This is a genomic window from Pseudomonas sp. SDT291_1_S447, assembly GCF_054070155.1.
Genome location: NZ_JBSVXS010000007.1, coordinates 52162 through 77589 on the forward strand (window position 1 = coordinate 52162; position 25428 = coordinate 77589).

General features: G+C 58.4%; 26 protein-coding genes. 12 read left to right on the top strand and 14 right to left on the bottom strand.

What is annotated here, in order from left to right; translation table 11 throughout:
* Window positions 1-2: 2 nt before the first annotated feature.
* From ACW9IR_RS04450 to ACW9IR_RS04470, 5 genes are all read left to right on the top strand, one after another.
* Window positions 3-548 carry a hypothetical protein gene (locus ACW9IR_RS04450; protein ID WP_110718129.1) on the top strand — a complete coding sequence of 182 codons (546 nt, stop codon included), beginning with the start codon at window positions 3-5 and terminating at the stop codon, window positions 546-548.
* Window positions 535-1383 (top strand): tetratricopeptide repeat protein, encoded by an 849-nt coding sequence (locus tag ACW9IR_RS04455; protein WP_110718128.1) that lies wholly within the window; start codon window positions 535-537, stop codon window positions 1381-1383. Before ACW9IR_RS04450 ends, ACW9IR_RS04455 begins: the two co-directional genes overlap by 14 nt.
* A complete protein-coding gene (locus ACW9IR_RS04460; protein ID WP_457461866.1) occupies window positions 1380-2135 on the top strand; it encodes a lysozyme inhibitor LprI family protein in 756 nt (251 codons plus the stop codon). Before ACW9IR_RS04455 ends, ACW9IR_RS04460 begins: the two co-directional genes overlap by 4 nt.
* A 71-nt stretch (window positions 2136-2206) precedes the next feature.
* On the top strand, window positions 2207-3178 hold the full coding sequence (locus tag ACW9IR_RS04465; protein WP_457461868.1) for a hypothetical protein: 972 nt from the start codon (window positions 2207-2209) through the stop codon (window positions 3176-3178).
* Window positions 3179-3332: 154 nt separating this feature from the next.
* Complete coding sequence (locus ACW9IR_RS04470; RefSeq protein ID WP_242207834.1) at window positions 3333-4352, top strand: hypothetical protein; 1020 nt, start codon at window positions 3333-3335, stop codon at window positions 4350-4352.
* Between the two features lie 62 nt (window positions 4353-4414).
* Here ACW9IR_RS04470 and ACW9IR_RS04475 read toward each other — a convergent pair whose 3' ends face one another.
* Window positions 4415-4786 carry a DUF6124 family protein gene (locus ACW9IR_RS04475; protein ID WP_034152070.1) on the bottom strand — a complete coding sequence of 124 codons (372 nt, stop codon included), beginning with the start codon at window positions 4784-4786 and terminating at the stop codon, window positions 4415-4417.
* A 586-nt stretch (window positions 4787-5372) separates the two neighbouring features.
* On the opposite strand from ACW9IR_RS04475, the gene ACW9IR_RS04480 reads away from it, so the two are divergent.
* Together ACW9IR_RS04480 and ACW9IR_RS04485 are read left to right on the top strand one after the other, a co-directional pair.
* Window positions 5373-5756 (top strand): helicase, encoded by a 384-nt coding sequence (locus tag ACW9IR_RS04480; RefSeq protein WP_039757355.1) that lies wholly within the window; start codon window positions 5373-5375, stop codon window positions 5754-5756.
* Between the two features lie 173 nt (window positions 5757-5929).
* The gene (locus ACW9IR_RS04485) at window positions 5930-7288 is read left to right on the top strand and encodes a hypothetical protein (RefSeq protein WP_457461872.1); all 1359 of its coding nucleotides are present in this window, start codon (window positions 5930-5932) and stop codon (window positions 7286-7288) included.
* Window positions 7289-7350: 62 nt separating this feature from the next.
* On the opposite strand, the gene ACW9IR_RS04490 is transcribed toward ACW9IR_RS04485, so the two are convergent.
* The 6 genes from ACW9IR_RS04490 to exbB form a co-directional block, all read right to left on the bottom strand.
* Entirely contained in the window at window positions 7351-8751 is a 1401-nt protein-coding gene (locus tag ACW9IR_RS04490) for an aminoacyl-tRNA deacylase and HDOD domain-containing protein (protein WP_016985804.1), read from the bottom strand.
* Window positions 8752-8830: 79 nt separating this feature from the next.
* Complete coding sequence (recG, locus tag ACW9IR_RS04495; RefSeq protein ID WP_095119801.1) at window positions 8831-10906, bottom strand: ATP-dependent DNA helicase RecG; 2076 nt, start codon at window positions 10904-10906, stop codon at window positions 8831-8833.
* 9 nt (window positions 10907-10915) lie between these two features.
* Entirely contained in the window at window positions 10916-11845 is a 930-nt protein-coding gene (locus ACW9IR_RS04500; RefSeq protein WP_007920331.1) for a hydrogen peroxide-inducible genes activator, read from the bottom strand.
* Window positions 11846-12121: 276 nt separating this feature from the next.
* Entirely contained in the window at window positions 12122-12868 is a 747-nt protein-coding gene (locus tag ACW9IR_RS04505; protein ID WP_038359287.1) for a TonB family protein, read from the bottom strand.
* Window positions 12865-13293 carry a TonB system transport protein ExbD gene (gene exbD, locus ACW9IR_RS04510; RefSeq protein ID WP_007920333.1) on the bottom strand — a complete coding sequence of 143 codons (429 nt, stop codon included), beginning with the start codon at window positions 13291-13293 and terminating at the stop codon, window positions 12865-12867. Before exbD ends, ACW9IR_RS04505 begins: the two co-directional genes overlap by 4 nt.
* 6 nt (window positions 13294-13299) lie before the next feature.
* Complete coding sequence (exbB, locus tag ACW9IR_RS04515) at window positions 13300-14253, bottom strand: tonB-system energizer ExbB (protein ID WP_457461875.1); 954 nt, start codon at window positions 14251-14253, stop codon at window positions 13300-13302.
* A 188-nt stretch (window positions 14254-14441) separates the two neighbouring features.
* Between exbB and ACW9IR_RS04520 the strand changes: the two genes are divergently transcribed.
* Window positions 14442-15299: an SDR family oxidoreductase gene (locus ACW9IR_RS04520; RefSeq protein WP_457461877.1), complete on the top strand. Its 858-nt coding sequence runs from the start codon at window positions 14442-14444 to the stop codon at window positions 15297-15299.
* A 139-nt stretch (window positions 15300-15438) separates the two neighbouring features.
* On the opposite strand, the gene ACW9IR_RS04525 is transcribed toward ACW9IR_RS04520, so the two are convergent.
* From ACW9IR_RS04525 to ACW9IR_RS04550, 6 genes are all read right to left on the bottom strand, one after another.
* A complete protein-coding gene (locus ACW9IR_RS04525) occupies window positions 15439-16179 on the bottom strand; it encodes a putative periplasmic lipoprotein (RefSeq protein ID WP_110718121.1) in 741 nt (246 codons plus the stop codon).
* Window positions 16180-16248: 69 nt separating this feature from the next.
* Window positions 16249-16629 (bottom strand): RidA family protein, encoded by a 381-nt coding sequence (locus ACW9IR_RS04530; RefSeq protein WP_003229509.1) that lies wholly within the window; start codon window positions 16627-16629, stop codon window positions 16249-16251.
* Between the two features lie 24 nt (window positions 16630-16653).
* Window positions 16654-18759, bottom strand: coding sequence for a bifunctional GTP diphosphokinase/guanosine-3',5'-bis pyrophosphate 3'-pyrophosphohydrolase (gene spoT / locus ACW9IR_RS04535; protein ID WP_457461879.1), 2106 nt, complete (start codon window positions 18757-18759; stop codon window positions 16654-16656).
* Window positions 18760-18816: 57 nt separating this feature from the next.
* Entirely contained in the window at window positions 18817-19080 is a 264-nt protein-coding gene (gene rpoZ / locus ACW9IR_RS04540; RefSeq protein ID WP_016985812.1) for a DNA-directed RNA polymerase subunit omega, read from the bottom strand.
* Window positions 19081-19246: 166 nt separating this feature from the next.
* Window positions 19247-19867 carry a guanylate kinase gene (gene gmk, locus ACW9IR_RS04545; RefSeq protein ID WP_008078609.1) on the bottom strand — a complete coding sequence of 207 codons (621 nt, stop codon included), beginning with the start codon at window positions 19865-19867 and terminating at the stop codon, window positions 19247-19249.
* 12 nt (window positions 19868-19879) lie between these two features.
* Window positions 19880-20743 carry a YicC/YloC family endoribonuclease gene (locus tag ACW9IR_RS04550; protein WP_102901493.1) on the bottom strand — a complete coding sequence of 288 codons (864 nt, stop codon included), beginning with the start codon at window positions 20741-20743 and terminating at the stop codon, window positions 19880-19882.
* 270 nt (window positions 20744-21013) lie between these two features.
* Between ACW9IR_RS04550 and rph the strand changes: the two genes are divergently transcribed.
* From rph to gltS, 3 genes are all read left to right on the top strand, one after another.
* Window positions 21014-21736: a ribonuclease PH gene (gene rph, locus ACW9IR_RS04555; RefSeq protein ID WP_016985814.1), complete on the top strand. Its 723-nt coding sequence runs from the start codon at window positions 21014-21016 to the stop codon at window positions 21734-21736.
* Between the two features lie 28 nt (window positions 21737-21764).
* The gene (locus ACW9IR_RS04560; protein ID WP_457461882.1) at window positions 21765-22133 is read left to right on the top strand and encodes a DUF4870 domain-containing protein; all 369 of its coding nucleotides are present in this window, start codon (window positions 21765-21767) and stop codon (window positions 22131-22133) included.
* Between the two features lie 357 nt (window positions 22134-22490).
* On the top strand, window positions 22491-23702 hold the full coding sequence (gene gltS, locus ACW9IR_RS04565; RefSeq protein ID WP_095119807.1) for a sodium/glutamate symporter: 1212 nt from the start codon (window positions 22491-22493) through the stop codon (window positions 23700-23702).
* 80 nt (window positions 23703-23782) lie between these two features.
* On the opposite strand, the gene ACW9IR_RS04570 is transcribed toward gltS, so the two are convergent.
* Window positions 23783-24562: an exodeoxyribonuclease III gene (locus ACW9IR_RS04570; RefSeq protein ID WP_007920349.1), complete on the bottom strand. Its 780-nt coding sequence runs from the start codon at window positions 24560-24562 to the stop codon at window positions 23783-23785.
* A gap of 82 nt (window positions 24563-24644) precedes the next feature.
* Between ACW9IR_RS04570 and pyrE the strand changes: the two genes are divergently transcribed.
* Window positions 24645-25289: an orotate phosphoribosyltransferase gene (gene pyrE / locus ACW9IR_RS04575; RefSeq protein ID WP_008078597.1), complete on the top strand. Its 645-nt coding sequence runs from the start codon at window positions 24645-24647 to the stop codon at window positions 25287-25289.
* Window positions 25290-25428: the final 139 nt, after the last annotated feature.

The following is a 25428-nucleotide window of genomic DNA, read 5'->3' on the forward strand; positions in this document are numbered from 1 at the left end:
GGATGAACCGTCTTCTCGCGGGCAGCCTTTCGCTGCTGCTCTCTCTGCCAGCCTTCGCCGCGCCTTCGGACGCCTTTACCCAGCGCGATGTCATGCAGTGCGGCGGTGTTGAAGTGGTGTTGGTGTCGTCCTGCCGATCGGTGACGGTGGATGGTGCGCAAACCCACGTCATCCCGGTCTGCTCCGACCAGACCATCAACATCGGTAGCAAGGTGCTTCGACGCGATATCAGCAAAGTTTCACAACTCACTTCCGACGGTGCGAAGACGAAAATGTTGAGCAATGTTGTTGTGGCGATGGATTGCGTGGAGGGCACCCAGGGCAGTCTTGTTTCGATAGGCGGCTATGGCGGTTGTGGTGCTTGCGCGGAGTGGCATGGGTATTACTCGACAGCAGGGCGATTGGAGCAATACAGCTTCGATAATAACCAGCGCTCTTTTGGCTCGAAGGGATCTCGGGACGAGCTGATCAAGGCCTATGGCGTTACGAAGAGACAGTTAATGTCAGAAAGCCCGGCGGTGAAGAGGATCGTCTATGGCCAGCCTTAAGTGGGTGTTGATGATCGGCAGCTTTCTTGCCGCCACAAGTGCCTTTGCCGAGGATCCACCGATAGTCGGCATCGACGGACACACCGTGACGTTTAGAGCGACAAAATGGACGATGCCCGGTGTGGATTCGGCGACCGCATGGTTCACCGCCAACGGCAAAACCTTCCCGCTCTTCAGTGCCGATGTTGGCGCTGATGGGCACTCGGATTGGCTCAGTCCTGACAAGAAAACCTTATTGCTCGACCCGGTGGTCTTCGGCATGTTGTCGGACGAGAATCAAGAAGAAAAACTCGTGTCGCAACAGCATTGCGATGTGATCTCCATGGAAACCGGTTGCGTGCTGGCCGAGCGTTCCCCTCGTTTTTGTCTCGGCAAATGGGTGGGTAATCAGTGGTTTTCGGAAGATGGCGAAGTCCGCGCACCTAGCCTGGAAACGGAGTCCCCGAAGGACTGGTTGAAATATATCTCGACCATCAAAGCTGCGCAGTCCCGCGCTGACTCCATCGAATCGAGCCTGCCTTTTTTGAGTCCAGAGTCCTACATGGCGTGCCATCCCCCGGCGCAAAATGTTCAGGCGTACAACGACCTGGGTTTTTATCTGGCCGAGGGCGGTAGAGATGAGCTGGCGCTGAAGTTTTATCGCGGCGTTGAGGCCGTTGGTAAACGCACGGTACTGATGTTGAACATCGCCGATTCACTCTGGCGCCTTGATCGGAAAGAAGAAGCGCAGCGTTATTACCGCGAGTACCGCGACGCGATGAGCGCCGACGGCAAGGCGCAGAAAATTCCGCAAAGAGTGATTGAGCGAACTGCACATCAGGGAATGAAAAATTGAACAGGATTGTCCGTTTTATCGCATTGCCTCTTGGAACGCTGTGCGCATCAATCGCGCATGCCGAGGACACCTGCAAAGTCATCAACGTGAGCTGGCAATACGATGAGTGCTTGGAGGCCGACCGTAAGAATGCCGACGCACGACTCAATGCCAGCTACAAAAAACTGATGTCGCGGTTTGAGTCCAGCCCCGAACCGGAACTGACCAAGACAAATATGACCGCTGCCAAAGAGTCGCAACGTGCCTGGATCAAATTGCGTGACACCACCTGCCCCCTCGAAACCACGGCTGTCGCACCCGGTTCGCAGGCTTATTCCCAAGTACTCAATAAGTGCATCACCAGAATGAGTCTGGAGCGTGCCGCCTACCTGGATGCGATTGCGCCTGACGGCCCGAGTGAAGTGGTCGATGTGGCCAAGGTTTCTGCATCGGCCTCGCAACGTTTCGGTGATGTGGTAGCTCGCTACGTCACTACGTTTGGCAACCCTTGCCTCAATGTCCAGCTTCTCGCGCCCGATGGCAATTGGCGAGTGCTGGCGTCCAAGCGGTTCTGCAGTTTCGAGGGCAAGTCGTTTTGGGATGGCTATGCCAGTGCGGTGTTTGAGGATCATGCGTTCGCTACTGATGGTTTACACCTGACGCTCAGCTTGTTCGAGCTTCGTGGGGAAAGAGAGAAGCGGCTCGCTTGTGTGATACCGATCCAGAATGAGCAAATCAAAGAGCTGAAGTGCGGCGCACCTGAGTCATCGTAAAACCCTCCGCCTAAACATTTGAAGATTGATTAACAGGGAAGTGAGTGGAATTGGCCAGGCTCTTAAGTTGTATGAGTGCGCTCGGATTCGTGGTTGCCTTGTTGGCTCAGCAGGCAATAGCGAGTGACCCACAAACCATCGGTGAGCTGCATCCGCCTGTAGTTGCCTCGCTCGGTGATCAAAAAATCACCGTGTTCTTTTTGAAGAACAACCTCAAAGGTCAGGTGAGGGAAGGGCATGTTCCTTACGCCGAGATCTTCTACACCACCACGAATGCGGTGAAGCCTTCGCTGAATTATGTGTGGAAAGTCGAAGGTGAGCAGATCGCCTCGGTGTTCTTCTTCGAGCGCAAATTCCCGGAGCAAGCGGGGAAGTCCATGTTTGTTCTGACAAAACAAAAAGTCTCGCACAGTCAATTCGAAGGTGATTCCTATTCGGTGCTGGAATTGCCTTTGGTGAAGGACGGCGATCAGTTGGCCTTGCGGTTTTTTAGCGGCGACCCACCAGATCCCGAGCTTGAGAACTGCCTCGACGGTCTAAATCTGGCGGATGATGTAAAGGTCGAATGTGCTTACAAGGATGCGACCAGCATTAAAAAGCGCTTGGCAGACTTGGATGCAAAGATAATTGCGGATTCAAAACTGCATCAGGACATCGGCCAGAATCCACTCAAAGCCGAGGTTGATACGTCCAATGTTGCTTGCCCTTCGACCGACTTTTCAGCGTTCCTCTCAGCGTTCTCCGAACGCGCAGATGTGCAAAAAGCCTTCGTACAACGACCGCTGAGAATGGCCACGACCGTGGCCGGCGATCCTGAGCCTGAGATGGAAAAACGCAGTCTCAGCGGCGATCAACTTAAGTTTCCTGTCATTCCGGATCAAGCAAAGCGAGAGGCCCAGGGCCTGACGTTGACCGTCAAGGAACAGCGGGGTGACAAGGCGATCGCGATCCTGCAGAAGCCAGATACCGACTACGTCTTCGAGTATCGGTTTGTCCGTGGACAATGCTGGCAGTTGGGAGAAGTGATGGATTACTCGCTTTAAAACGCAGAGAACTGGGCTGAAGAAAGAAGTCTGTTCAATCAGATCCGTAAATCATGAGCAGGGAAGCAAGTTGAAAAGATTAGGCTTGATCGCGTTATTGCTGTGTTCTTTCTCTGTGGGGGCAGGGCCGATGTTCCCGTCACTCGAGTCTTGCATGGCCGCCGACAGCGATTGTGCGCTGGCGCTGAAAGACGATTTTCTGGTGGACGCTAAGTCCGGGCAACGTCTCTCCGAAAGGCCGGTATCGGCCGGAGCGATGAGTGTTTTCTGGCTGTATCGAGATGGCGAGCGCTACATCCTGGAGGAGGAAAACTCCTCACAGGCGAAGTCGCGTCGCTGGCTGGTATTCACCTACGACAGCGGAAAAGTGGTGCTCGACGGCGCTTATGTTTTCTCGATCGACATTGATATGAACACCGGGCCCTATTGGCATGGCTACGACTGCCGAGGTGATGCCAAGCCGTTCGCCGTGCCCACGAAAGATCCGTTCAATGATGTCGCTTTGGAGGAGTTGTGCGGGGAGGCCGAAGGCTGGGTCGTCTCGGGTCGGAATACCGAGGTGCCGGTGTCTGCCAAGGGGCTGGCCGTCAGTGTTCCCGTGTACCACGCCCGCAACCGTGACGGTTCAGCGACGTACCTGTTTACTGAAAGTGATGTTCCGGAGCTTTCGAAGCTGGTGTGTTTGTCCAATTGCGCCGATGTCACTCAAATACCAGAACGCGTCTCGCAAGAAACAGCGCCTTTGAAGGGCGGGCAGGATGGAACGTTGTGTTCAGATGACGAAGACATTTACTTCAGTTGCCCGTTGGAGGGTGGTAAGACGGTTTCCGTTTGTGCACGGGGAAACAACAAGCCCACGGCCGGTTTTGTTCAGTACCGTTACGGCGTGCCGAGCAAAATAGAGATGGTCTATCCGAAGACGGCTTTGCCGCCCAAGGGCAAATTCTTTGTCGTGAACGCTTCGGAAGGCAGCGTGAACTTGAACATCATCAAGTTCAAAAACGGTGCTTATACCTACCTCGTTAATCAAGCCTTTCTGAGTTATCTGACGGTGCTCAAGGACGACAAGGCGGTGTTCCGGCAGTATTGCGGTGAGGGAGGGAATGCCTACATAAACCGGGCGGCGCTCCAGGGGTTGGAAACGCGCCCAAAAAGCGCAGAGGACTTTCGCTAGTTTTTGTTATCGAGATTTAGAAAAGGGGACTTAACGTCCCCTTTTTTCATCCACAAACTTCGCTACGGCTTGGCCGCCACGCTTCGCACTTCAATCTGGTCGAGCGTCCCTTCCACCATCAATCTCACCCCGTCCGCCATTCTGCTCAGGGCCAGTGCCACCGAGCGGCGGGAGCCGTGGAGGTCGTCGGCGAGGTCACAGGCGATGACGCTGATGGACAGCAGGTCTTCGGAGGCGTTGGCCATGAGGGCTTCGGCGTCGGTGCCGGGGGAGAGTTTGAAGAGGCCGTTCTCACGTTTGGGATGTGGTTCGACGGCTGGTTTGAAATGGTGGTCGAGGGCGCGCTCGGCGGCTTCGTGGAATTTCTTTGATTCCAGGGTTTCGTAGGGCGAAACGTCTGGATTCTCTGGGGGATTGGGTGTTGGTTTGATCATGGTGCAGCTTCCTGAAGTTATGGGGCCGACACCAATTCGCTTTGCACTTCGAATAGGTGGCAGCTGTGCGTAGGTGTGCAAGACCGGTCCAGGAACCCGGCAGACCCGAAGGTCTCCGACGCACAGCCGCCATAACGATCGGGAGCATAGGAAAACGCTCGGCGAAACGCCACTAACGATTGTGCACCTGAACCGGACTTGCACGTCCGTATCACCGATTTTGCGGCGACCCACAGAGCCTATCCCCACCGCACCAACTCGCCTAGTTCATGGACAGCCCCGCACTTTGCAGGAAATTTCCCATAGATTCGCGGGGCGAAAGATCAAAAGATCGCAGGCTTCGCCGGCTCCTACAGGGATGTGTTTCAACAGGTGTAGGAAAGGTGAGTGGTGAGACGCGGAGCGTCTCGGGATGCATTCCCACGCGGAGCGGGGGAACGATCAGTGGGCGAGCGCTGAATTGTGACTTGGTGGTCATCGTGCGGGAAATGGTCTGCATCCTCTTGTAAAGGCGTCAGATACTGGCGTTATCGTCCGAATCCCTTACACTGCCTCGGCCGTTCATTTTCCTTTTGAGGCTGTGCGCATGAAATTTCGTTTTCTTCTGTGGATGATGGGTTTGTTGATGGGCAAGGCCAGCCGGACAAATCCTGCGTTCCAGCAGCAGTTGGGTGACAAGGATCTGGTGTTTCAGCTGCAGACGCTGGACGGGAAGGTGGCGCGGCATTTTGTGGTCAAGGATCAGCGCATCACCAGCAAGTCTGGCGTGGTGGCGGAGCCGGCGTTTGCGATTGCGTTTAAAGATGCCGGTTATGGCTTTGCGACGATGCAGGCGAAGAACAAGCAGTTGGCGTTTATGCAGGGGATTCAGGACAAGTCGATCCAGCTCAAGGGTAATCCTGCGCTGGTGATGTGGTTTCAGGGTTTGATGAAATATTTGAAGCCGAGGAAGGCCAAGCCGAAAGCTTGAAGCGCCATTCTTCTAAAATGCGGTGGGTGCCAGGCTTGGCTCGATAAGTCGGTTAATTGGCGCGTACGGCCATGAACACCTGTCAGAAATGACAGGTGTTTTTGTTTGCATGTTGAGGCTTGATGGGGGCGTCCAGCAGTAAAGGGACTTATCCGGATTGGAGAGTTATCAGCATGACCGTACAAGCAGGTGAGCTTGATTCAACATTCGCCAATGACGGCATACTCAATTGGGAGTTTCCTGAATTTGTCAGCATTGCCCCGCAAGCTGTCCTTCCTTTGCCTGACGGTCGGCTGCTCGTTGTGGCGAATGAGTCAGGTGTGTCCCCTGGCTTCGTAGTCGCAAGGCTAACTGAAAAGGGACAGCTTGACGTTGGCACCGGGTTTGGCGAGAACCAGCAAGGTTTTGCGCGGATTTTGACCGGGGAAAAACTTTTATCAGGGAAATTGGGCGCAAGCTTGCTCGGTAATGGTGGGGTGCTGATTACAGTCGATTACACGTCGCGGCCGCCGAGTTCTGAAAGCGGTTTCGTTGCGATCCAGTTACTGCCGGACGGCCGACTCAACGATAAGTTTGGTGAGGGCGGCGTGGTTACCTTTCCGTACGGTTCAGTACCCGTAACACTAAGTCGAGCGGCCACGGCTGCACTCGCACGCCAAAATGTATCTCGAGATATTGAGCCTGCTGTTCAGAGCACGGCCAGTTCAGGAGCGTCCGGTATTGAGTTGCCAGACAGAAAAATTGCCTTGGTCAGTTTTGGCCGTGATCGCTCTACGGGGCAAGCCAAAGGTCTGGTCATGCGACTCAACCCTGATGGCAGTTTTGACGAAACCTTCAACAGAACCGGTTCGGCCACTGTTGAGCTGGCTGAGTTGGGTCCGGCAGGTGATAACCACGCCCGTGGAGTGGCTGCTCAACCAGACGGTGGCTTGGTGGTGTATGGCGACTTTCATGATGAAGGCACCTTCGGTGCCTATGCCGTGCGCTTTACAAAAGATGGAGTGCGGGACGACAAGTTTAAGACGACCATTGTGTCCTCTGATCGGCTGCCGATTTTCCGCGATATTGCCGTGAGGAAAAAGGACGGAATCATTGCTTTAGCAGGAGGCCAGATTGGTGGAAGCTTCCAAGGTGAAGGGGTGATTGTCGTACTCACTGCGGATGGCTTCCCTCACCCTCTGTTCAACAATGGCCAACCGTTATTTACCAAAGTTGTGCCTGAGATTGGCCAAAAATGGTCGAGCTGCGCCTTTGGCGAGGCGGATGAAAGCAAGTTGATTGTCGCTGGCACCAGTGGTGGAACGTATGCTACTGATGAGATGCACGCCGTCTGTGCACGTTATCGTCTTACCGGCGAGCTCGATTCGACATTCAACGGTAGTGGGTGGGTATCTTTTGATCAGGCCGAGAAACTCGAAAATAGTTTGGATCTGCACGTCACCGCGCAAAATAAAATCGTCATCTGTGGTGAGTATTGGAAAGACCGGTTGAGTTTTCCTACAAGCGGATGGATAGCACGTTTCATTGCCTGATGAATGAACGACGCTGTAATGGCCGCTCTCACGAATAAGAATGATCCGTGAGAGCGGTTTCTTTATGCCTGGCTGAACTGCGAGGCCAGTTCGCGCAGCAGCACTTCAGCCTCAAGGACTTTGCTGACGACGTCATTGGCTTTGTCGCGAGTCAGGCCGACGCGTTCGAGCAGCGCATCCGGAATGTCTTCATCCGGGCCAGAGCCAATTCCGCGGCTGCGCAGCAAGCGCACGGCCAGGCAGACGAGGTTCGGGTATTCGGCGTAGGCGCCGTCGTAGCTTGGGTCGTGCTGGAAGCGCAGGGCGGTGGCCAGCTCGTCCGGCATATCCCAGTAGCGCATCAGCCACGAGCCGATCTGTTCGCGGCTGATACCGAGCAGGTGTTGCTCGATGTAGCTGTGGCACAGGTGCGGGTTGACCTCCAGGTGGCGGCAGATCAGCGAGAAGTGCGGCGGGAACACGTGGGCCAGCAGCAGGTAACCGAAGTTATGCAGCAGACCGGCCAGATAGGTCAGGCCGGCTTCCGGGCGCTGGGCGCGCGGCATGGCGCGGGTCAGGCCTTCGATGACGGCGGCGGTGTAGATCGACTGCTGCCAGTACGGCGTGGTGTGTTGCGGGTGGTCTTTGGGCAGGCTCAGGGTCTTGCCGAGGGCCAGGCCCAGCGCGAGGTTGATCACCAGATCGAAACCCAGCACGCGGACGATTGCGTCTTCCACCGAACGGATCTTACCCGGCGAGGCGTAGTACGGCGACGCCGCCCAGCTCACCACTTGTGCGGCCAGCGCCGGGTCGGTTTCGACCACGCCGGTGATGTCGTCGATGGTGGCGTTGGGATCGACGCGCAGCTTGATGATTTTTTGCGCGGTTTCGGCCAGCGGCGGAATCTCGATGGTCGCTTCCAGACGTTGCTGAATGCGCCGCGCGGTGAACGCTTGCACGGCCTGGGTGATTTCCTCGCGGTCATCGTCCGGGCGATCAAGGTTCGGGCGGATGCTGCTAAGGGCTTCGCCAAAGTTGGCGGCGCTGGCCTTGGTCAGCATGGTCTTGAAGTCTTCGCTGGCGATTTCCAGCAGCAGGCCCGGCTCGCCGGAGTTGATCAGCAACTTCGGCTCGCGCAGCAGGCTTTCTTCGTAGAGGCACGGCGAGCTGGTCAGCGCCGGCAGGCCTGGCAGCAGGCTCAGGCTGTGTTTGCCGAGCATCTTTTCCAGGCGCTCGGTGGACACGGCGGTCAGGCGACGGCCAGTCAGTTCGGCGAGGCGGTTGAGGTCGAGCAATTGGCTCTGCGGAAACAGCACCATCAGCGCGCCGACGGCGTCGTCCAGCAACACGGCTTGTACCTTGCGCGAGGCATTGAGGCCGTGGTGGTCGAGCACTTCTTCGTAGGCGATCCCGAGTTTGCCTAGCAGCAGTCGAATGACAGACGGCGCGTGCGGGGATTCGGGGGCGAGGGCGGCTTCGGTCATGATCTGTATCCGTTTTTGAAACAATGGCAGGAGTATAACCAGCTTGGTCAGAACGATCTGTCAGAAACTGCGACGGTGCTCACACTTGGCCGTATTGCTGCCCGTGCCGCAACCAGCGATCGAGTAATGGGCTGACGTGGGTTGGCCAGCGTTCCAGCAGGGCTTGCGCGGCGTCGCGGACGGCGGGTAACAAGTCGGCGTCGCGCATCAGGTCGGCGACTTTGAATTGCAGCAGACCGGTCTGGCGGGTGCCGAGCATTTCCCCGGGGCCGCGCAGTTCGAGGTCTTTTTCGGCGATGACGAAACCGTCATTGGTCTCGCGCATGATGCCCAGGCGCTGGCGACCGATCTGCGACAGCGGCGGATGGTAGAGCAGCACGCAATGGCTGGCGGCGCTGCCCCGGCCAACGCGCCCGCGCAATTGGTGCAGTTGCGCGAGACCGAGGCGCTCGGGGTTTTCGATGATCATCAGGCTGGCGTTGGGCACGTCGACGCCGACTTCGATCACCGTGGTGGCGACCAGCAATTGCAGGTTGCCGGCCTTGAACTCGGCCATGACGGCGGCCTTCTCGACGGGTTTCATACGCCCGTGAATCAGCCCGACTTTCAGTTCGCCGAGGGCAAGAGTGAGGTCTTCAAACGTGGTTTCGGCGGCCTGACAGGTCAGCTCTTCCGACTCTTCGATCAGCGTGCACACCCAATAGGCCTGACGGCCCTCGGCGCATGCACCACGCACGCGTTCGATGACTTCAACGCGGCGGGTGTCGGTGACCAGTACGGTGTTGACCGGGGTTCGACCGGGCGGCAGTTCGTCGAGGATCGAGGTGTCGAGGTCGGCGTAGGCGCTCATCGCCAGCGTCCGTGGAATCGGCGTGGCGGTCATGATCAGTTGATGCGGACACATTCGCCCGCCGACACCTTTCTGCCGCAGCGCCAGACGCTGCTGCACGCCGAAGCGGTGCTGTTCGTCGATGATCACCAGCGCGAGATTCTTGAACTGCACTTCGTCCTGGAACAGCGCGTGAGTGCCGACCACCATCGGTGCGCCGCTAGCGATCTGTTCCAGCGCGGTAACGCGGTTCTTGCCCTTGAGCTTGCCGGCCAGCCATGCGACTTCAATGCCCAGCGGTTCGAGCCAGCGCTTGAAGGTGATGAAGTGCTGTTCGGCGAGGATCTCGGTCGGCGCCATCAGTGCGACCTGATAACCGGCCTCCAGCGCTTGCAATGCAGCGAGGGCGGCGACCACGGTTTTACCCGCGCCGACGTCGCCCTGAATCAACCGCAGCATCGGTTCGTGCTGGCTGAGGTCGTAGGCGATTTCGTTGCCGACACGCTGTTGCGCACCAGTCGGGTTGAAGCCGAGGTTGGCCAGATATTTCGGCGGCAGCTTTTTCGCTTTCGGCATGGCTGGCGCGCGCAGCGAACGCATGCTTTCGCGCAGACGTTGTTGCGACAGTTGATGGGTCAGCAGTTCTTCGAAAGCGAGACGATGCTGCGCCCAGTGATGGCCGAGGGCGAGTTCATCGACGTCGGCATCGGCGGGCGGGTTGTGCAGATAGCGAATCGCATCGGCCAGTGGCGCCAGTTGGTAGTCGCGGGCCAGTTCGGTCGGCAGCCAGTCGGGCAGGGTGTCTGGCTTGAGCATGGTCAGCGTTTGCAGGCACAACTGGCGCAGACGCGCTTGGGTCAGGCCTTCGGTGAGCGGATAGACCGGGGTCAGGGTTTCATCGACTGGCGGCGGTTCGTCACCAGTAATGGCGCGGTATTCCGGGTGGTAGATTTCCAGTCCTGACGCGCCGGGCCGGGCTTCGCCGTAACAGCGCACCCGCGTGCCGCGCTTGAGGCCTTCTTTCTGCGCGTTGCTGAAATGGTAGAAGCGCAGACTGAGACCGCCGGTGCCGTCCTGCAAACGCACGACGAGGCTGCGACGGCGGCCCATGACCACGTCGGCGCCGCTGACGGTGCCTTCGACCACGGCATCCTGTCCCGGCCGCAACGCGCCGATCGGCACCACGCGGGTGCGATCCTGATAGCGCAGCGGCAGGTGGAACAGCACGTCCTGCAGATTCTCCAGGCCGACCTTGGCCAATTTCTCGGCCATGGCTTCGCCGACACCCTTGAGTGCCGTCACCGACACTTGCGACAGCTCCGTCATGACGCTCGCTTAACCGGCCGTAACCGGTGCCGCTGGCTTGGCCACCGAACACAGGCGAATGGAGTCGGCGAGGATCTCGATGGCTTTCGGCCGTGGGAAACTCGCGCGCCAGGCAATGGCCACGGTGCGGAACGGCACCGGCGGCGACAGTGGGCGCACTTCGATCACGCCCGGGGCGTAGTGATGGCTGTCGACCGCCGACAGCGGCAGGATCGAGATGCCCAGGCCGGAGGCGACCATGTGGCGGATTGTTTCCAGCGAGCTGGATTCGACCGTGGTGTGCTTGGCGCCGTCGTTGCCCTTGGTCAGGGTCGGGCAGGCTTCCAGCACTTGATCGCGGAAGCAGTGACCTTCGCCGAGCAGCAGCAGGCTCTTGTCGTTGAGCAGGCCGGCGTCGATGGTTTCTTTTTGCGTCCACGGGTGCTGGGCCGGCATCAAGACGTAGAACGGCTCATCGTACAGCGGCAGGGTCAGCACGTCGGCTTCGTTGAACGGCAGGGCGATGATGATCGCGTCGAGCTCGCCGTTGCGCAGTTTGTCGCGCAGCACGTGGGTGAAATTTTCTTCGATGTACAACGGCATCTGCGGGGCGACCCGGTGCAGTTGCGGAATCAGATGCGGGAACAGGTACGGGCCGACGGTGTAGATTGCGCCGACTTTCAATGGGGCGGTCAGCTGGTTCTTGCCGGCCTGGGCCAGTTCGCGAATGCCTTGGGCTTGCTCGAGGACTTTCTGTGCCTGGGCGACGATGCCTTCGCCGACCGGGGTCAGGCGCACGGCGCTTTTGCTGCGCTCGAAAATCAGCACACCGAGTTCGTCTTCAAGCTTCTTCACGCCCACCGACAGGGTCGGCTGGCTGACGTGGCAACGTTCGGCGGCGTGGCCGAAATGCTGCTCTTGGGCGAGGGTAACGATGTAGCGTAATTCTGTGAGGGTCATAGCAAGCGTCCATGAAGATGCGGGCCAAGCATACCGGCTGCAATCGATAGACGCACGTTATCAGACTGAGCGGGGAGTGCGACACCGGGCAATGTCGGTTTGCCGCGCGCAGATACGCAAAAGGCACCTTTCGGTGCCTTTTTGGCTGGATCTTCCGGCTAACGGAGAGCCCTTGTAGGAGTGAGCCTGCTCGCGATTGCGGCGTGTCAGTCAGAAAATCATCGTCTGACACAACGCTATCGCGAGCAGGCTCACTCCTACAGGTTTTGCGTTGCCTTAGCGACGGCGTTCCAGCGAGTAAACAAACGGCGCCACAATTTCGATCGAGCCATTGTTCAACATGTCGGCCGGTGGCTTGGGCAGCGGTTGTGCGCGGCGGATCATTTCCAGGGTTGCCCGGTCCAGATCAGCGTTGCCGGAGCGGCCCACCAGTTCGAACGACAGCACGTTGCCTTCGGCGTCCACCACAAAACGCAGGCGGTTCAAGCCTTCCTTGCCCCGTGCCTGAGCACTGGCCGGGTACTTTTTGTACTTGGCCAAATGCGCGAGCAGGGTGCCTTGCCAACTGGCCTTGGCAGCCATCTGTGCAGGCGACGGACCCGGTGCAGGCTGGGCGGATTTCTCCGTTGGCGCCTGAGTCGGTTGCGTGTCGGCCGGTTTCTCCTCGGAAGGTTTTTCCTTCGGTGGATCGGGCAGCTTCTTCTCGACCGGCTTCGGCGGTTTAGGCTTTGGCTTCGGCTTGGGTTTCTGCACCGCGATTTCCGCTTTCGGTGCTTCGGCCAGCTTCGGAATCGGCAACTCTTCCACCGGAGCCGGTGGCTGCGGCGGTGTGACGACTTTCGGCGGAGCAGGCGGTGGCGGGGCCGGAACCGGGGCCAGCTCGACCATCATTGCCTGCGGCGGCAATTCGATGGGCGGGCGGGCGGTCCAGTTCAGCGCCAGCGCGATGGCCAGCGCGTGAACGCCCAGCACCACGGCCAGGCTACCGCTGTAACGCGTCAGCTTATGGCGCGTCGTGATCATTTCTTGGCTGCCGTCTCAAGTCCGACCAGACCGACCTTCAGGTAACCGGCGGAGCGCAGTTTGTCCATCACGCTCATAAGGTCGCCGTAATCCACGCCTTTATCGGCCTGAAAGAAGATGGTGGTGTCTTTTTTGCCCTGAGTCTTGGCGTCGAGCACAGCGCCAAGGGTTTCGGCTTTCACTTCATCGTCGCCGATGTACAGGCGCTGGTCAGCCTTGACGCTGAGGAACACCGGTTTCTCTGGCCGCGGCGCCGGTTTGGCGGTCGAGGCAGGCAGGTCGACTTTGATGTCCACGGTGGCCAATGGAGCGGCCACCATGAAGATGATCAACAGCACCAGCATCACGTCGATGAACGGCGTGACGTTGATTTCGTGGTTCTCGGCCAGATCGTCGTCTGCGCCTTCTTTCAAATGCAGGCCCATGGCCGATTACCCCACTTTGACCATGTGCGGCTGCGAGCTGCGCTCAGGCTGGTGATCGAGGTCACGGCTGACCAGCAGCAGAACTTCTGCCGACGCATCGGAAACCTGCGCCTTGTAACCGGCGATGGAGCGGGCGAACACGTTGTAGATCACCACGGCTGGGATCGCCGCAACCAGACCCAGCGCGGTGGCCAGCAGGGCTTCAGCGATACCCGGTGCTACGACGGCGAGGTTGGTGGTTTGGGTTTTGGCGATGCCGATGAAGGAGTTCATGATGCCCCATACGGTACCGAACAGACCGACGAACGGCGCGGTGGAACCGATGGTGGCGAGCACGCCGGTGCCGCTGCTCATGTTGCGACCGCAGGCAGCGACGAGGCGTTCGAGACGGAAGCTCACGCGTTCCTTGATGCCTTCTTTCTCGCGGCTGTTGACCGACAGGCGCATCTCTTCGAGCGCGTCGTGCACCAGAATGTTGGCGAGGGTGCCTTCTTTACCGGCGGTGGCGCTGGCTTCTTTAAGGGTGGTGGCTTTCTTCAGGGCGGCGATTTCGCCACGCAGACGACGCTTGGCGCCCATCAGCTCGAAGCCTTTGGCGATCCAGATGGTCCAGGTGATGATGGAGGCGATGGCCAGACCGATCATCACGATTTTCACGATGATGTCGGCGTTCTGGTACATGCCCCACGGCGACAGGTCGTGGGCCATGCCCAAGCTATTGTCGGCTTCGAGCACTTCAGGGACGTCGGCAGCGTCAACTGCTTGCACTGGATCGGTAGCGGCCGGGGCAGCCGGAGCGGCGGCTGGTGCGCTTTGCTCGGTGGCGGCTGGCGTTGCAGGTGCCTGGGCGTCGGCGAAAGCGGCAGTCGGCGCCAGCATCAAGCTGAGCAGCAGAGCCGCCACTGCGCTCCAGGCGCGAGGTCGATTGGTTGGCGAAGCGGGGATTTGATTACGTGTCATGCTGGCCGGACCTGAGATAGAAAAACGTTGATGCTCTTCCAGGCCTCGTGAGGCCGAGAACAAAAGTGGCATGCATTATTGCAAGTAATTCTTGTTAGCAAAAGTAATAGAGTATCTTTTTTTCCTGCATTGCTAGCCGCTCGTCCTGTCCCGAGGCTAGTCTGTGTCTTTCCGATAGGAGTTTTTTGATGTCCGCGCCTTCTGTTTTGATTGCCGGTTGTGGTGATGTCGGCAGTCGTCTGGCCAAGCAATTGCTGACGGCTGGCTGGGAAGTTCATGGCCTGCGCCGGGACGTTTCGAAGCTGCCTGATGGTGTGATTGGCGTTGCCGGCGACCTGTTCAACGAAGACTGCCCGGCGACCTGGCCGGTGGGTGCCGTGGACTATCTGGTGTATTGCGCAGCGGCAACCGATCACGATGAAGCCGGTTATCGCGCGGCTTATGTGCAGGGTTTGCAGAATGTCCTGAGCTGGCTGGACGACTATGGGCAGGTGCCTGAGCGACTGATCTTCGTTTCCAGCAGCAGTGTTTATGGACAGCAGGAGGGTGAGTGGGTCGATGAGAACTCAGAGACCATCGCTGCCGGTTATTCAGGACGATTGATGCTTGAGGCTGAGCAGGTCGCGCTTAAGAGTGGCATTCCTGCGAGCATTCTGCGTTTGACCGGGATCTACGGGCCGGGCCGCGAATGGCTGCTGACTCAAGTGCGTCGCGGTTATCGCGTGGCGGTCGAGCCGCCGCTGTATGGCAACCGGATTCATGCTGACGACGCGGCAGGGTTGCTGGCGTTCCTGTTGGAGAAAGATCGGCAGGGCGTGAAACTGGAGGATTTCTACATCGGTGTCGACGATGCGCCAGCGCCATTGGCGGAAGTCGTGGGCTGGTTGCGTGAGTATCTGGGCGTTACCGAATGGTCGGAAGATGCCAGCGTGCGGCGCACGGGCAGCAAGCGTTGCCGCAATGCCCGGGCTAAAGCGTTGGGCTGGAAGCCAATGTACCCGAGCTATCGCGAGGGATATGCCGCGATCCTCGAAGGTAAATGCTGACTTCCTGGCACCCCAAAACAACTGTAGGAGTGAGCCTGCTCGCGATGAGGTCATAACATTCAACACTTGTGCTGACTGTTAAACCGCTATCGCGAGCAGGCTCACTCCTACAGGGGATATCTGCGAATTCAGAAGCGGGTTACTGCTTCTCCAGCAACCACTTGCGCTCACCCGCGGTGAACTGCGGTTGTTCATCCGCCATGGCAGCATTCACCGCCTGCAGAATTTCCAGCTCTTTGCCCTTGCGCACAAAGATCCAGTTATTGCCCTGACCGTTCTGCTGCAGCCACATGCTGTCGTTGCCGTTGCTCATCGACGCGCAATCGCCCGCCAGGCACAGTGCGTAGCGATCGGCTCCGGGCAAGCCGGACACTTGGCCGTCAGCCTGGAATTGCACCGTGCTGCCTTCACCCTGGCCGTTGGTGATTTTCCAGTCACCGCCCAGATAGGCCGAATACAGCGCGCGTTCGAAACTGGCGCCAATCGGTGCGCCTTCCGGCACCGGGATCTGTGCGCGGTCGAACACCTGCTCGGGTTCGTTGTCGCTGGCGGCTTGCTGCAGTTGCCCGCCGTCGCGTTTCAGCTCGCTGGCAGAACTGCCATAGAAGTCGACTTTCCAGGCGCCGGATTTTTCACCCAGCAGCCGTCCTTCGACGTTCTCAAAACCGTTGGTGTAGCGGGCCTGACTGGCCTTGGTGTTGACGTCCCACTCAAGGTTCGGGCCGTAAGCCTGAAGCGCTTCGCGCAGGGGGCCGCCCTTGGCTGCGGCATCGATCGCCACCTGGTTGATCCAGGTGCCGCTGATATCACGGTCGGCAGGGTTGCTGGCGCAGCCGCCGAGGAAAATGGCGAGCAGCGGGAGAGCTAGCGCTTTGCGCATGGTGGAATCCTTTCAAAACCTTTTCTTGCTGAGCAGTCGGCGCGGCGTTTGAAGGCCGCGCCGTGCGCATCACTCGATGACCAGAATGGCATCCATTTCAACCTGCGAACCCTTTGGCAGGGCAGCCACGCCGATGGCAGCGCGGGCCGGGTATGGCTGGTCGAAGTACTTGCCCATGATCTCGTTGACCTTGGCGAAGTGGCTCAGGTCGGTGAGGAAGATGTTCAGTTTGACGATGTCCTTGAACGAACCGCCAGCGGCTTCGGCCACGGCTTTGAGGTTCTCGAACACCTGGACGGTCTGGGCTTCGAAGCCTTCAACCAGTTCCATGGTTTTTGGGTCCAGAGGAATCTGCCCCGACATGTAAACGGTGTTGCCTGCCTTGATCGCCTGGGAGTAAGTGCCGATGGCGGCCGGGGCCTTGTCGCTGGTGATTACGGTTTTGGTCATGAATGACTCCTTGTAATAGGCAGGTTATGCACGCATGCGGGTGATGCGGATCACCCCGGTCAAGGCGCGCAGCTTCTTGATCACGCGGGCCAGGTGCACACGATCGTGGACGCTGACCACCAACTGGACCACGCTGATGCGACCATCGCGTTCGTCCATGCTGATTTTCTCGATATTGCCATCGGCTGCGTTGACGCTGCTGGCCAGCAGGGCGATCAGGCCGCGCTGGTGTTCCAGCTCGACGCGCAGTTCGACGTTGAATTCGCCGGTGACATCCTTGGCCCACGAGAGCTGGATGCATTTTTCCGGGTTGTGCCTGATTTCGCTGATGTTGCGGCAGTTGTCGAGGTGCACGACCATGCCTTTGCCCGCCGACAGGTGCCCGACAATCGGGTCGCCCGGGATCGGCGTGCAGCATTTGGCGTAGCTCAGTACCAGACCTTCGGTGCCGCGAATCGCCAGCGGGCCTTCCGGGCTTGGCAATTGTTCGCCTTCGCCGAGCAGGCGGCGGGCGACCACGTAAGCCATGCGGTTGCCCAGGCCAATGTCTTCAAGCAAATCTTCGATCAGTTCGAGGCGGTATTCGGTGAGCATGGCTTTGACGCGTTCGGCCTGGATCTTCTCCAGCGAACTGTCGAAACCATTGAGAACCTTGTTCAGCAGGCGTTCGCCGAGGCTGATGGATTCAGAACGGCGTTGCAGTTTCAGCGCATGACGGATGTGCGTGCGCGCCTTGCCGGTGACGACGAAATTGAGCCACGCCGGATTCGGTCGCGCGCCGGGAGCACTGACGATCTCGACCGTGGAACCGCTTTGCAGCGGCTCGGACAGCGGTGCGAGACGACGGTTGATCCGGCAGGCGATGCAGCTGTTGCCGACATCGGTGTGCACCGCGTAGGCAAAGTCGACCGCCGTGGAGCCTTTCGGCAGCTCCATAATCCGGCCTTTTGGCGTGAAGACGTAGACCTCGTCCGGGAACAGGTCGATCTTCACGCTCTCGATGAATTCCAGCGAGTTGCCGGCACGCTGCTGCATTTCCAGCACGCCTTTGACCCATTGACGTGCGCGGGCGTGAGTGCTTTTTGGCTGTTCGTCACCGCTGGATTTGTACAGCCAATGGGCGGCGATGCCGTTGTTGGCCATCTCTTCCATTTCGCGGGTACGGATCTGGATCTCGATCGGTACGCCGTGCATGCCGAACAGCGTGGTGTGCAGCGACTGATAGCCGTTGGCCTTGGGGATCGCGATGTAATCCTTGAAGCGTCCCGGCAACGGTTTGTACAAATTATGTACAGCGCCCAGCACGCGGTAGCAGGTATCGACCTTGTCGACGATGATCCGGAACGCATAGACGTCCATGATCTCGTTGAAGGCCCGACGCTTGCCGCGCATTTTCTTGTAGATGCCGTAGAGGTGTTTCTGCCGACCGCTGACTTCACCCTGGATGCCGTCGATGGCGAGGCAGTGACCAAGGGACTCTTCGATCTTGTTGACGATTTCCTTGCGGTTGCCCCGGGCGCGTTTGACCGCCTGGTAGATCCGCGCGGAACGCATCGGGTGCATGGCCTTGAAGCCGAGGTCTTCGAATTCGATGCGGATCGCATGCATGCCCAGCCGGTTGGCGATGGGCGCGTAGATTTCGAGGGTTTCCTTGGCGATCCGCCGGCGTTTTTCGCCGGACAGCACTTCCAGCGTGCGCATGTTGTGCAGGCGGTCGGCGAGCTTGACCAGGATCACGCGAATGTCGCGCGCCATGGCCATGGCCATTTTCTGGAAGTTTTCAGCCTGGGCTTCGGCCTTGGTCTCGAAATTCATCTGGGTCAGTTTGCTGACCCCGTCGACCAGTTCGGCCACGGTTTCACCGAACTGCGCTTGCAGCGCTTCTTTGGCGATACCGGTGTCTTCGATCACGTCATGCAGCATCGCGGCCATCAGGCTCTGATGGTCCATGTGCATGTCGGCAAGAATATTGGCCACGGCAAGAGGGTGCGTGACGTACGCCTCGCCGCTGCGACGGCGCTGACCGTCATGGGCTTGTTCGGCGTAGAAATACGCTCGGCGGACCAGGTTGACCTGGTCATTGCCGAGGTAGGTCGATAAGCGATCGGCGAGGGCGTCTATGCTCGGCATGATAATTCCTGCCGTAGGTTGTGACCCCGCGCCGTGCTACGTCGACCAGGCATAGGCTTAGACGGCCTCGTTGGACTCGTCCTCGAACGCTGCAAACAGCGGCTCATCCTGGACGATTTCCTGCTCGGCGATGAACTCGTAGCTCATCAGGCCTTCAGCGATTTCACGCAGCGCTACAACGGTAGGCTTGTCGTTTTCCCACTGAACCAGTGGCTCTTTGCCGCCGGTGGCCAGTTGACGGGCACGTTTGGTAGAGAGCATGACCAGCTCAAAACGGTTTTCCACGTGGTTCAGGCAGTCTTCAACGGTTACGCGGGCCATGGTATTCCTCGGAGCGAATGCAATATGCGCGCTGCCCGGTTGGGCGAGCGGACTCAACAGTTTAAAAAATCACCAGCGATTAGGGAAGCGCTGATTTTTGACCAAGCCCTTCAACGCGCTGCAAGTGCCAATGTAAAGCGCTTGCAGCTGTTTTGGGAAGTGCTGATTAACCGAGCAATTCGGCCAGCAATTTGCCGAAACGTACCTGCTGGCGTTTCTGCTGGAGTTGATTGGCGCGGAAAATCGCCTTGAGATCATCCAGTGCGTGAGCAAAATCGTCGTTGATGATCAGGTAGTCGTACTCGACATAGTGACTCATCTCGCTGACCGCTTCGCGCATCCGGCCGTCAATGATCTCGTCGCTGTCCTGGCCGCGATTTGTCAGGCGCTGGTGCAGGGCCTGCAGCGACGGCGGCAGGATAAAGATCGAGCGTGCTTGCGGCATCAGCTTGCGCACTTGCTCGGCGCCCTGCCAGTCGATTTCCAGAATCAGGTCGTGACCTTCGTCCAGCGTCTGCTGCAGGCGGCTTTGCGAGGTGCCGTAGAAGTTGCCGAAGACTTCGGCGCGTTCGAGGAAGTCGCCATGCTCGCCCATCTTCACGAACTCTTCGCGGGTCACGAAGTGATAGTTCACGCCGTCCACTTCGCCCGGGCGCATGGCGCGAGTGGTGTGGGAAACCGAAACACGAATTTCCGGTATGGCGTCGGTCAACGCCTTGACCAGGCTGCTCTTGCCCGCGCCCGATGGCGCGGAAATGATGTACAGGGTGCCGGTGCTGTGGGTCATGTCGGGGTTGCCTTACTCAATATTCTGCACTTGTTCACGCATCTGCTCGATCAACACCTTGAGGTTGACGGCGGCTTGAGTGCTGCGCGGGTCGAAGGCCTTGGAGCCCAGTGTGTTGGCTTCGCGGTTGAGTTCCTGCATCAGGAAATCGAGGCGGCGTCCGGCCGCGCCGCCGGATTTGAGCACCCGGCGCACTTCAATGATGTGGGTACTCAGGCGATCCAGTTCTTCGGCCACGTCGCTCTTTTGCGCGAGGATGACCATTTCCTGTTCGAGGCGCTGCGGGTCCAGTTCGGCCTTCATGTCGGTGAAGCGATCGAGGACTTTCTGGCGTTGGGTGGCGAGCATCTGCGGTACCAGTTCGCGCAGGGTCACGACGTCTTCTTCGATAGAGGTCAGGCGCTCGTTGATCAAGCGTGCCAACTCCGCGCCTTCGCGCTCGCGGCCAGCCTTCAACTCTTTCAGGCCTTGATTGAACAGGGCCAGTGCGTCGGCGTTCAATGCCTGCGGGTCAGTCGCATCGCCCACCAATACGCCGGGCCAGGCCAGCACTTCCAGCGGATTCAATGCGGCAGGATTCTTGATCAGACCAGCGACCGTCTCAGCGGCGGCGACCAACTGCGCGGCGCGCTCGCGATCAATTTGCAGTGTTTTGCCGGTGCTTTCTTCGGTGAAACGCAGGGTGCATTCGAGTTTGCCCCGCGACAGGCCCTGACGCAGCGCTTCACGTACCGCGCCTTCGAGGTCGCGAAACGACTCCGGCAGGCGCAGGTGGGGCTCCAGATAGCGGCTGTTGACCGAGCGCAGCTCCCAGCTCAGGGTGCCCTGTGCGCCGGCTTTTTCGACGCGGGCGAAGGCGGTCATGCTGTGCACCATGGCGGTGACCTCGCAATGCAGATCGGCGCGAAACGTGAGTTTCGCGAGCACGATATGAATGAATTTAAGCCGACTGGCAGCAAAGGCGCAGGATTGTAGCGCAGTGCGGCGAATGCGCCCAAACACACGGTGTGACAAAGGGCTGCAGCCCGTCGGTAATGGGTGTTTCAGGGGCTTCGATCGTCGGTCGGGATTTTTAACAAGTGCCCAGTCGCAGTGCAGCGCTCTATAATGCTCGGCAGTTTTCCGTCCCCAGTACAGGTATTCCCTATGAAACGTCCAAGTGGTCGCGCTGCCGATCAGCTCCGCTCGATCCGCATTACCCGCAACTACACCAAACACGCCGAGGGATCCGTACTGGTCGAATTCGGTGATACCAAAGTCATCTGCACCGTCAGCGTCGAAAACGGCGTGCCGCGTTTCCTCAAGGGTCAGGGCCAAGGTTGGTTGACCGCCGAGTACGGCATGCTGCCGCGCGCCACTGGCGAACGTAACCAGCGTGAGGCGAGCCGTGGCAAGCAGGGCGGTCGCACCCTGGAAATCCAGCGTCTGATCGGTCGTTCCCTGCGCGCTGCGCTGGACATGTCCAAGCTGGGCGACGTGACCCTGTACGTCGACTGCGATGTGATCCAGGCTGACGGCGGCACCCGCACTGCTTCGATCACCGGTGCCATGGTTGCGCTGGTTGATGCATTGAAAGTGATCAAGAAGCGTGGCGGCCTGAAGGGCGGCGATCCGCTCAAGCAGATGATCGGTGCCGTGTCGGTCGGTATGTATCAGGGCGAGGCCGTGCTGGATCTGGACTATCTTGAAGATTCCGCTGCCGAGACCGACCTCAACGTAGTGATGACCAGCACCGGTGGTTTCATCGAAGTGCAGGGCACTGCCGAAGGTGCGCCGTTCCAGCCTGAAGACTTGAACGCCATGCTGGAGCTGGCCAAGCAGGGCATGAACGAAATCTTCGAACTGCAAAAGGCTGCACTGGCCGACTGAGCAGGTTATTAACCGCAAGGAGGACGCGATGAGTGACGAGCAAGAGCTGCTGCCCAAGCCGAGCCAGGAGGTTCGCCATTGGGCGATGTTTTGTCACTTGTCCGCCTTGCTGGGGATCTGGATTCCGTTCGGCAATCTGATCGGACCGTTGATCCTCTGGCAGATGAAGCGCGAAACGGACCCGTTCATCGATGCTCAAGGTAAAGAGGCGCTGAATTTTCAGATCACCGTCGCCATCGCATCGTTGATCTGCTTCCTGCTGATGGTGCTGATCATCGGGTTCTTCCTGCTGGGGATACTGGCGATCGGCGCGCTGGTTTTGACGATCATCGCCGGTGTGAAAGCCAATGAAGGTTTTCCTTATCGATATCCGTTTACCTGGCGGCTGATCAAATAAGAAGCTCGAAAAGTTTAAAACCAATGCCCTGACCTGTCAGGGCATTTTTATTTATGCAACTAAATTAGTCTCTACTATATGTAGGAATAATCTGGCCGCGATGACTGGTCGATACTCTTTCCGTATATACACTTTTGGTCACAACTGCATTGGCTTAGTTTGGATTCATGGCCTTGGAATCAAAGGAGACGATTGTTAAAGTTGGCCGAATAATATTTCTCCTGAAATATTAAGATATATTCAAGCCATCGAAGGCTTTTGAATTTCCGAGTAATCAGTGTTGAGAAAATCAGCCGGTTCATGAGGTGCGTGCAGGTAAACAGCTCGCCTCTGAATATATAGCCAAGAATAATCCCAATGATTCAGCTCGATTTTTACGGAACACTTGTGGCCGCTTCCTTAGTGCTGCTACTAGGGCGCGGGCTCGTTATGCGTGTTGGTTTCATGCGAAGTTACAATATCCCTGAGCCTGTAGCGGGTGGTCTGGTAGTTGCCTTGCTGTTGTTGCTGCTGCGAACGTTCGATATTGAAATTCGTTTTGATACTTCTCTGCAGACACCTCTGATGCTGGCCTTTTTTGCCACCATCGGTCTAAGCGCAGATTTCGCCAGCTTGAAGAAAGGCGGGCGCATCGTCGGGATATTTCTCCTGGCGGTCACCGGGCTATTGGTGGTGCAGAATGCGATGGGTATCGGCTTGGCAAAAATGCTTGGGCTTGATCCATTGATGGGGCTGTTGACCGGGTCGATCACATTGGCGGGCGGCCATGGCACGGGTGCTGCGTGGGGTACGGTATTCAGCGAGAAGTACGGTCTGGCCTCTGCGTCCGAACTGGCGATGGCTTCCGCGACGTTTGGTCTGGTGCTGGGTGGTTTGATCGGCGGACCGGTCGCGCGCTTGCTCATCAAGCGAGTGCAGGTGCCCGGTGGTCAGAGTCAGGATGTGCCGCCGCGGTTGCCAAAAGGCTTCGAGCAACCAAACAAAGAACGCTCGATTACCCCATTTTCGTTTATAGAAACACTCGCCTTGATCGCGGTCAGTTTGCTGGCGGGCAATCTGTTGAACGGCCTGCTGCAGGGGACCGCATTCGAGTTGCCGACGTTTGTTTGCGTCCTGTTTGTAGGCGTGGTGCTGCGCAACGGTCTTTCAGCGCTGGGTTTGTATCAGGTGTTTGAGCGTGAAGTCTCGGTGCTGGGCAATGTCAGCCTGTCACTGTTCCTGGCGATCGCCCTGATGTCGCTCAAGTTGTGGGATCTGGCTGCGCTGGCGTTGCCGATCTTCATCATTTTGGCTGTGCAGGCGCTGGTCATGGCGCTGTTCGCGATCTTCGTGACATTCCGGGTGATGGGCCGCAACTACGATGCGGCCGTGCTGGCGGCAGGGCATTGCGGTTTTGGCCTGGGCGCCACGCCGACTGCCATTGCCAACATGCAGGCCGTGACGCAGCGCTACGGCCCCTCGCAGATCGCGTTTCTGGTGGTGCCGATGGTCGGGGCGTTCTTCATCGACATTATCAATGTCGTCGTGATCAAGCTGTACTTGATGTTGCCGTTCTTCGCCGCCGTCTGAGTTCGATTCCGCCTTGAGCGCAGGCATAAAAAATGCCCGTATCTTGCGATACGGGCATTTTTTGTACGGCGAAACGTCGCTTAGATGGTCAGCGTCCAGTCGTAGTCGACAATCAGAGGCGCGTGCTGCGAGAACCGCGGCTGACGTGGCAGGCGTGCGCTGCGTACGAAGCGTCGCAGCCCTGGAGTCAGGATCTGGTAGTCGAAGCGCCAGCCCAGATTGAGCATCTCGGCCTGTTCGTTGTCCGGCCACCAGCTGTACTGGTCGCCTTCGCGGCTGACTTCGCGCAGGGCATCGACATAGCCCATGTTGCCGACAATCTCGTCCATCCAGGCGCGTTCAGGCGCCAGGAAGCCCGGGGATTGCTGGCTGTCGCGCCAGTTCTTGATGTCGAGCTTCTGCTGCGCCACGTACAGCGAGCCACAATAAATGTACTCGCGACGTTTGCGTCGCTGTTTGTCCAGGTACTTGCCGAAGTCGTCCATGAGCTTGAACTTCTGGTTCAAGTCCTCATCGCCGTTCATCCCCGAAGGGAGCAGCAAGGTGGCAATACTGACTTTGTCGAAATCTGCTTGCAGGTAGCGCCCGTAGCGGTCGGCCGTCTCGAAACCGAGACCGCTGATGACAGCCTTCGGTTGCAACCGCGAGTACAAAGCCACGCCACCTTGGGCAGGGACTTCAGCATCGCAGGCATAAAGGAAGTAGCCATCCAGTTGGAAGGCTGGGTCATCCAGTTCAAAGGCGGAGGCACGGGTGTCCTGCAGGCAGATGACGTCGGCATTCTGTGCTTGCAGCCAACTGAGCAAACCACGCTCGACTGCAGCCTGAATACCATTGACGTTCACACTGATGATCCGCATAAATGGCCCCAAAAATCGCGTGCGTGTATGATACACGGCGTCAAGCTAATTAGCTAAATCCGTGGTATTTGGGGTTTTTTTTATGCAAGCGTATCAGCGCGATTTTATTCGTTTTGCCATCGATCGCGGCGTTTTGCGCTTCGGTGAGTTCACCCTGAAGTCCGGGCGCACCAGTCCTTACTTCTTCAACGCCGGCCTGTTCAACTCGGGCTCGGCTCTGGCGCAGCTGGGGCGTTTCTACGCGGCAGCCATCGCTGAAAGCGGTATTCCCTTCGACGTTCTGTTTGGCCCGGCCTACAAAGGCATCCCGCTGGCGGCAACCACTGCCGTGGCGCTGGCCGAGCATCACGACCGTGACCTGCCATGGTGCTTCAACCGCAAGGAAGCCAAGGCCCACGGCGAAGGCGGCAGTCTGGTCGGTGCCCCGCTGACCGGCGACGTGCTGATCATCGACGACGTGATTACCGCCGGTACGGCAATCCGCGAAGTGATGCAGATCATCGCTTCGCAGGACGGCGCCAAGGCTGCCGGCGTGCTGATCGCGCTCAACCGTCAGGAGCGTGGCAACGGTGAGTTGTCGGCGATCCAGGAAGTCGAGCGCGACTTCGGCATTCCGGTGATCAGCATTGTTTCGCTGAATCAGGTGCTGGAATTCCTCGCCGATGATCCGCAGCTCAAGCAACACCTGCCCGCCGTGGAAGCCTATCGCGCGCAGTTCGGCGTTTAACTGCAGAGCACTGTGGGAGCGAGCCTGCTCGCGAAGAGGCCTTCACATCCAATATTGATGTGATGTAGAGACCGCTTTCGCGAGCCGGCTCGCTCCCACAGGAATTGCAGTGCAAAAAAAGACCCCGCTCAGCCTGGCT

Bases quoted from the DNA above. Each gene is read 5' to 3' on its own strand.
- ACW9IR_RS04450 (WP_110718129.1), top strand. From the start codon at position 3: ATGAACCGTCTTCTCGCGGGCAGCCTTTCGCTGCTGCTCTCTCTGCCA.
- ACW9IR_RS04455 (WP_110718128.1), top strand. From the start codon at position 535: ATGGCCAGCCTTAAGTGGGTGTTGATGATCGGCAGCTTTCTTGCCGCC.
- ACW9IR_RS04465 (WP_457461868.1), top strand. From the start codon at position 2,207: ATGAGTGCGCTCGGATTCGTGGTTGCCTTGTTGGCTCAGCAGGCAATA.
- ACW9IR_RS04470 (WP_242207834.1), top strand. From the start codon at position 3,333: ATGGCCGCCGACAGCGATTGTGCGCTGGCGCTGAAAGACGATTTTCTG.
- ACW9IR_RS04475 (WP_034152070.1), bottom strand. From the start codon at position 4,786: ATGATCAAACCAACACCCAATCCCCCAGAGAATCCAGACGTTTCGCCC.
- ACW9IR_RS04480 (WP_039757355.1), top strand. From the start codon at position 5,373: ATGAAATTTCGTTTTCTTCTGTGGATGATGGGTTTGTTGATGGGCAAG.
- ACW9IR_RS04485 (WP_457461872.1), top strand. From the start codon at position 5,930: ATGACCGTACAAGCAGGTGAGCTTGATTCAACATTCGCCAATGACGGC.
- ACW9IR_RS04490 (WP_016985804.1), bottom strand. From the start codon at position 8,751: ATGACCGAAGCCGCCCTCGCCCCCGAATCCCCGCACGCGCCGTCTGTC.
- recG (WP_095119801.1), bottom strand. From the start codon at position 10,906: ATGACGGAGCTGTCGCAAGTGTCGGTGACGGCACTCAAGGGTGTCGGC.
- ACW9IR_RS04500 (WP_007920331.1), bottom strand. From the start codon at position 11,845: ATGACCCTCACAGAATTACGCTACATCGTTACCCTCGCCCAAGAGCAG.
- ACW9IR_RS04505 (WP_038359287.1), bottom strand. From the start codon at position 12,868: ATGATCACGACGCGCCATAAGCTGACGCGTTACAGCGGTAGCCTGGCC.
- exbD (WP_007920333.1), bottom strand. From the start codon at position 13,293: ATGGGCCTGCATTTGAAAGAAGGCGCAGACGACGATCTGGCCGAGAAC.
- exbB (WP_457461875.1), bottom strand. From the start codon at position 14,253: ATGACACGTAATCAAATCCCCGCTTCGCCAACCAATCGACCTCGCGCC.
- ACW9IR_RS04520 (WP_457461877.1), top strand. From the start codon at position 14,442: ATGTCCGCGCCTTCTGTTTTGATTGCCGGTTGTGGTGATGTCGGCAGT.
- ACW9IR_RS04525 (WP_110718121.1), bottom strand. From the start codon at position 16,179: ATGCGCAAAGCGCTAGCTCTCCCGCTGCTCGCCATTTTCCTCGGCGGC.
- ACW9IR_RS04530 (WP_003229509.1), bottom strand. From the start codon at position 16,629: ATGACCAAAACCGTAATCACCAGCGACAAGGCCCCGGCCGCCATCGGC.
- spoT (WP_457461879.1), bottom strand. From the start codon at position 18,759: ATGCCGAGCATAGACGCCCTCGCCGATCGCTTATCGACCTACCTCGGC.
- rpoZ (WP_016985812.1), bottom strand. From the start codon at position 19,080: ATGGCCCGCGTAACCGTTGAAGACTGCCTGAACCACGTGGAAAACCGT.
- gmk (WP_008078609.1), bottom strand. From the start codon at position 19,867: ATGACCCACAGCACCGGCACCCTGTACATCATTTCCGCGCCATCGGGC.
- ACW9IR_RS04550 (WP_102901493.1), bottom strand. From the start codon at position 20,743: ATGGTGCACAGCATGACCGCCTTCGCCCGCGTCGAAAAAGCCGGCGCA.
- rph (WP_016985814.1), top strand. From the start codon at position 21,014: ATGAAACGTCCAAGTGGTCGCGCTGCCGATCAGCTCCGCTCGATCCGC.
- ACW9IR_RS04560 (WP_457461882.1), top strand. From the start codon at position 21,765: ATGAGTGACGAGCAAGAGCTGCTGCCCAAGCCGAGCCAGGAGGTTCGC.
- gltS (WP_095119807.1), top strand. From the start codon at position 22,491: ATGATTCAGCTCGATTTTTACGGAACACTTGTGGCCGCTTCCTTAGTG.
- ACW9IR_RS04570 (WP_007920349.1), bottom strand. From the start codon at position 24,562: ATGCGGATCATCAGTGTGAACGTCAATGGTATTCAGGCTGCAGTCGAG.
- pyrE (WP_008078597.1), top strand. From the start codon at position 24,645: ATGCAAGCGTATCAGCGCGATTTTATTCGTTTTGCCATCGATCGCGGC.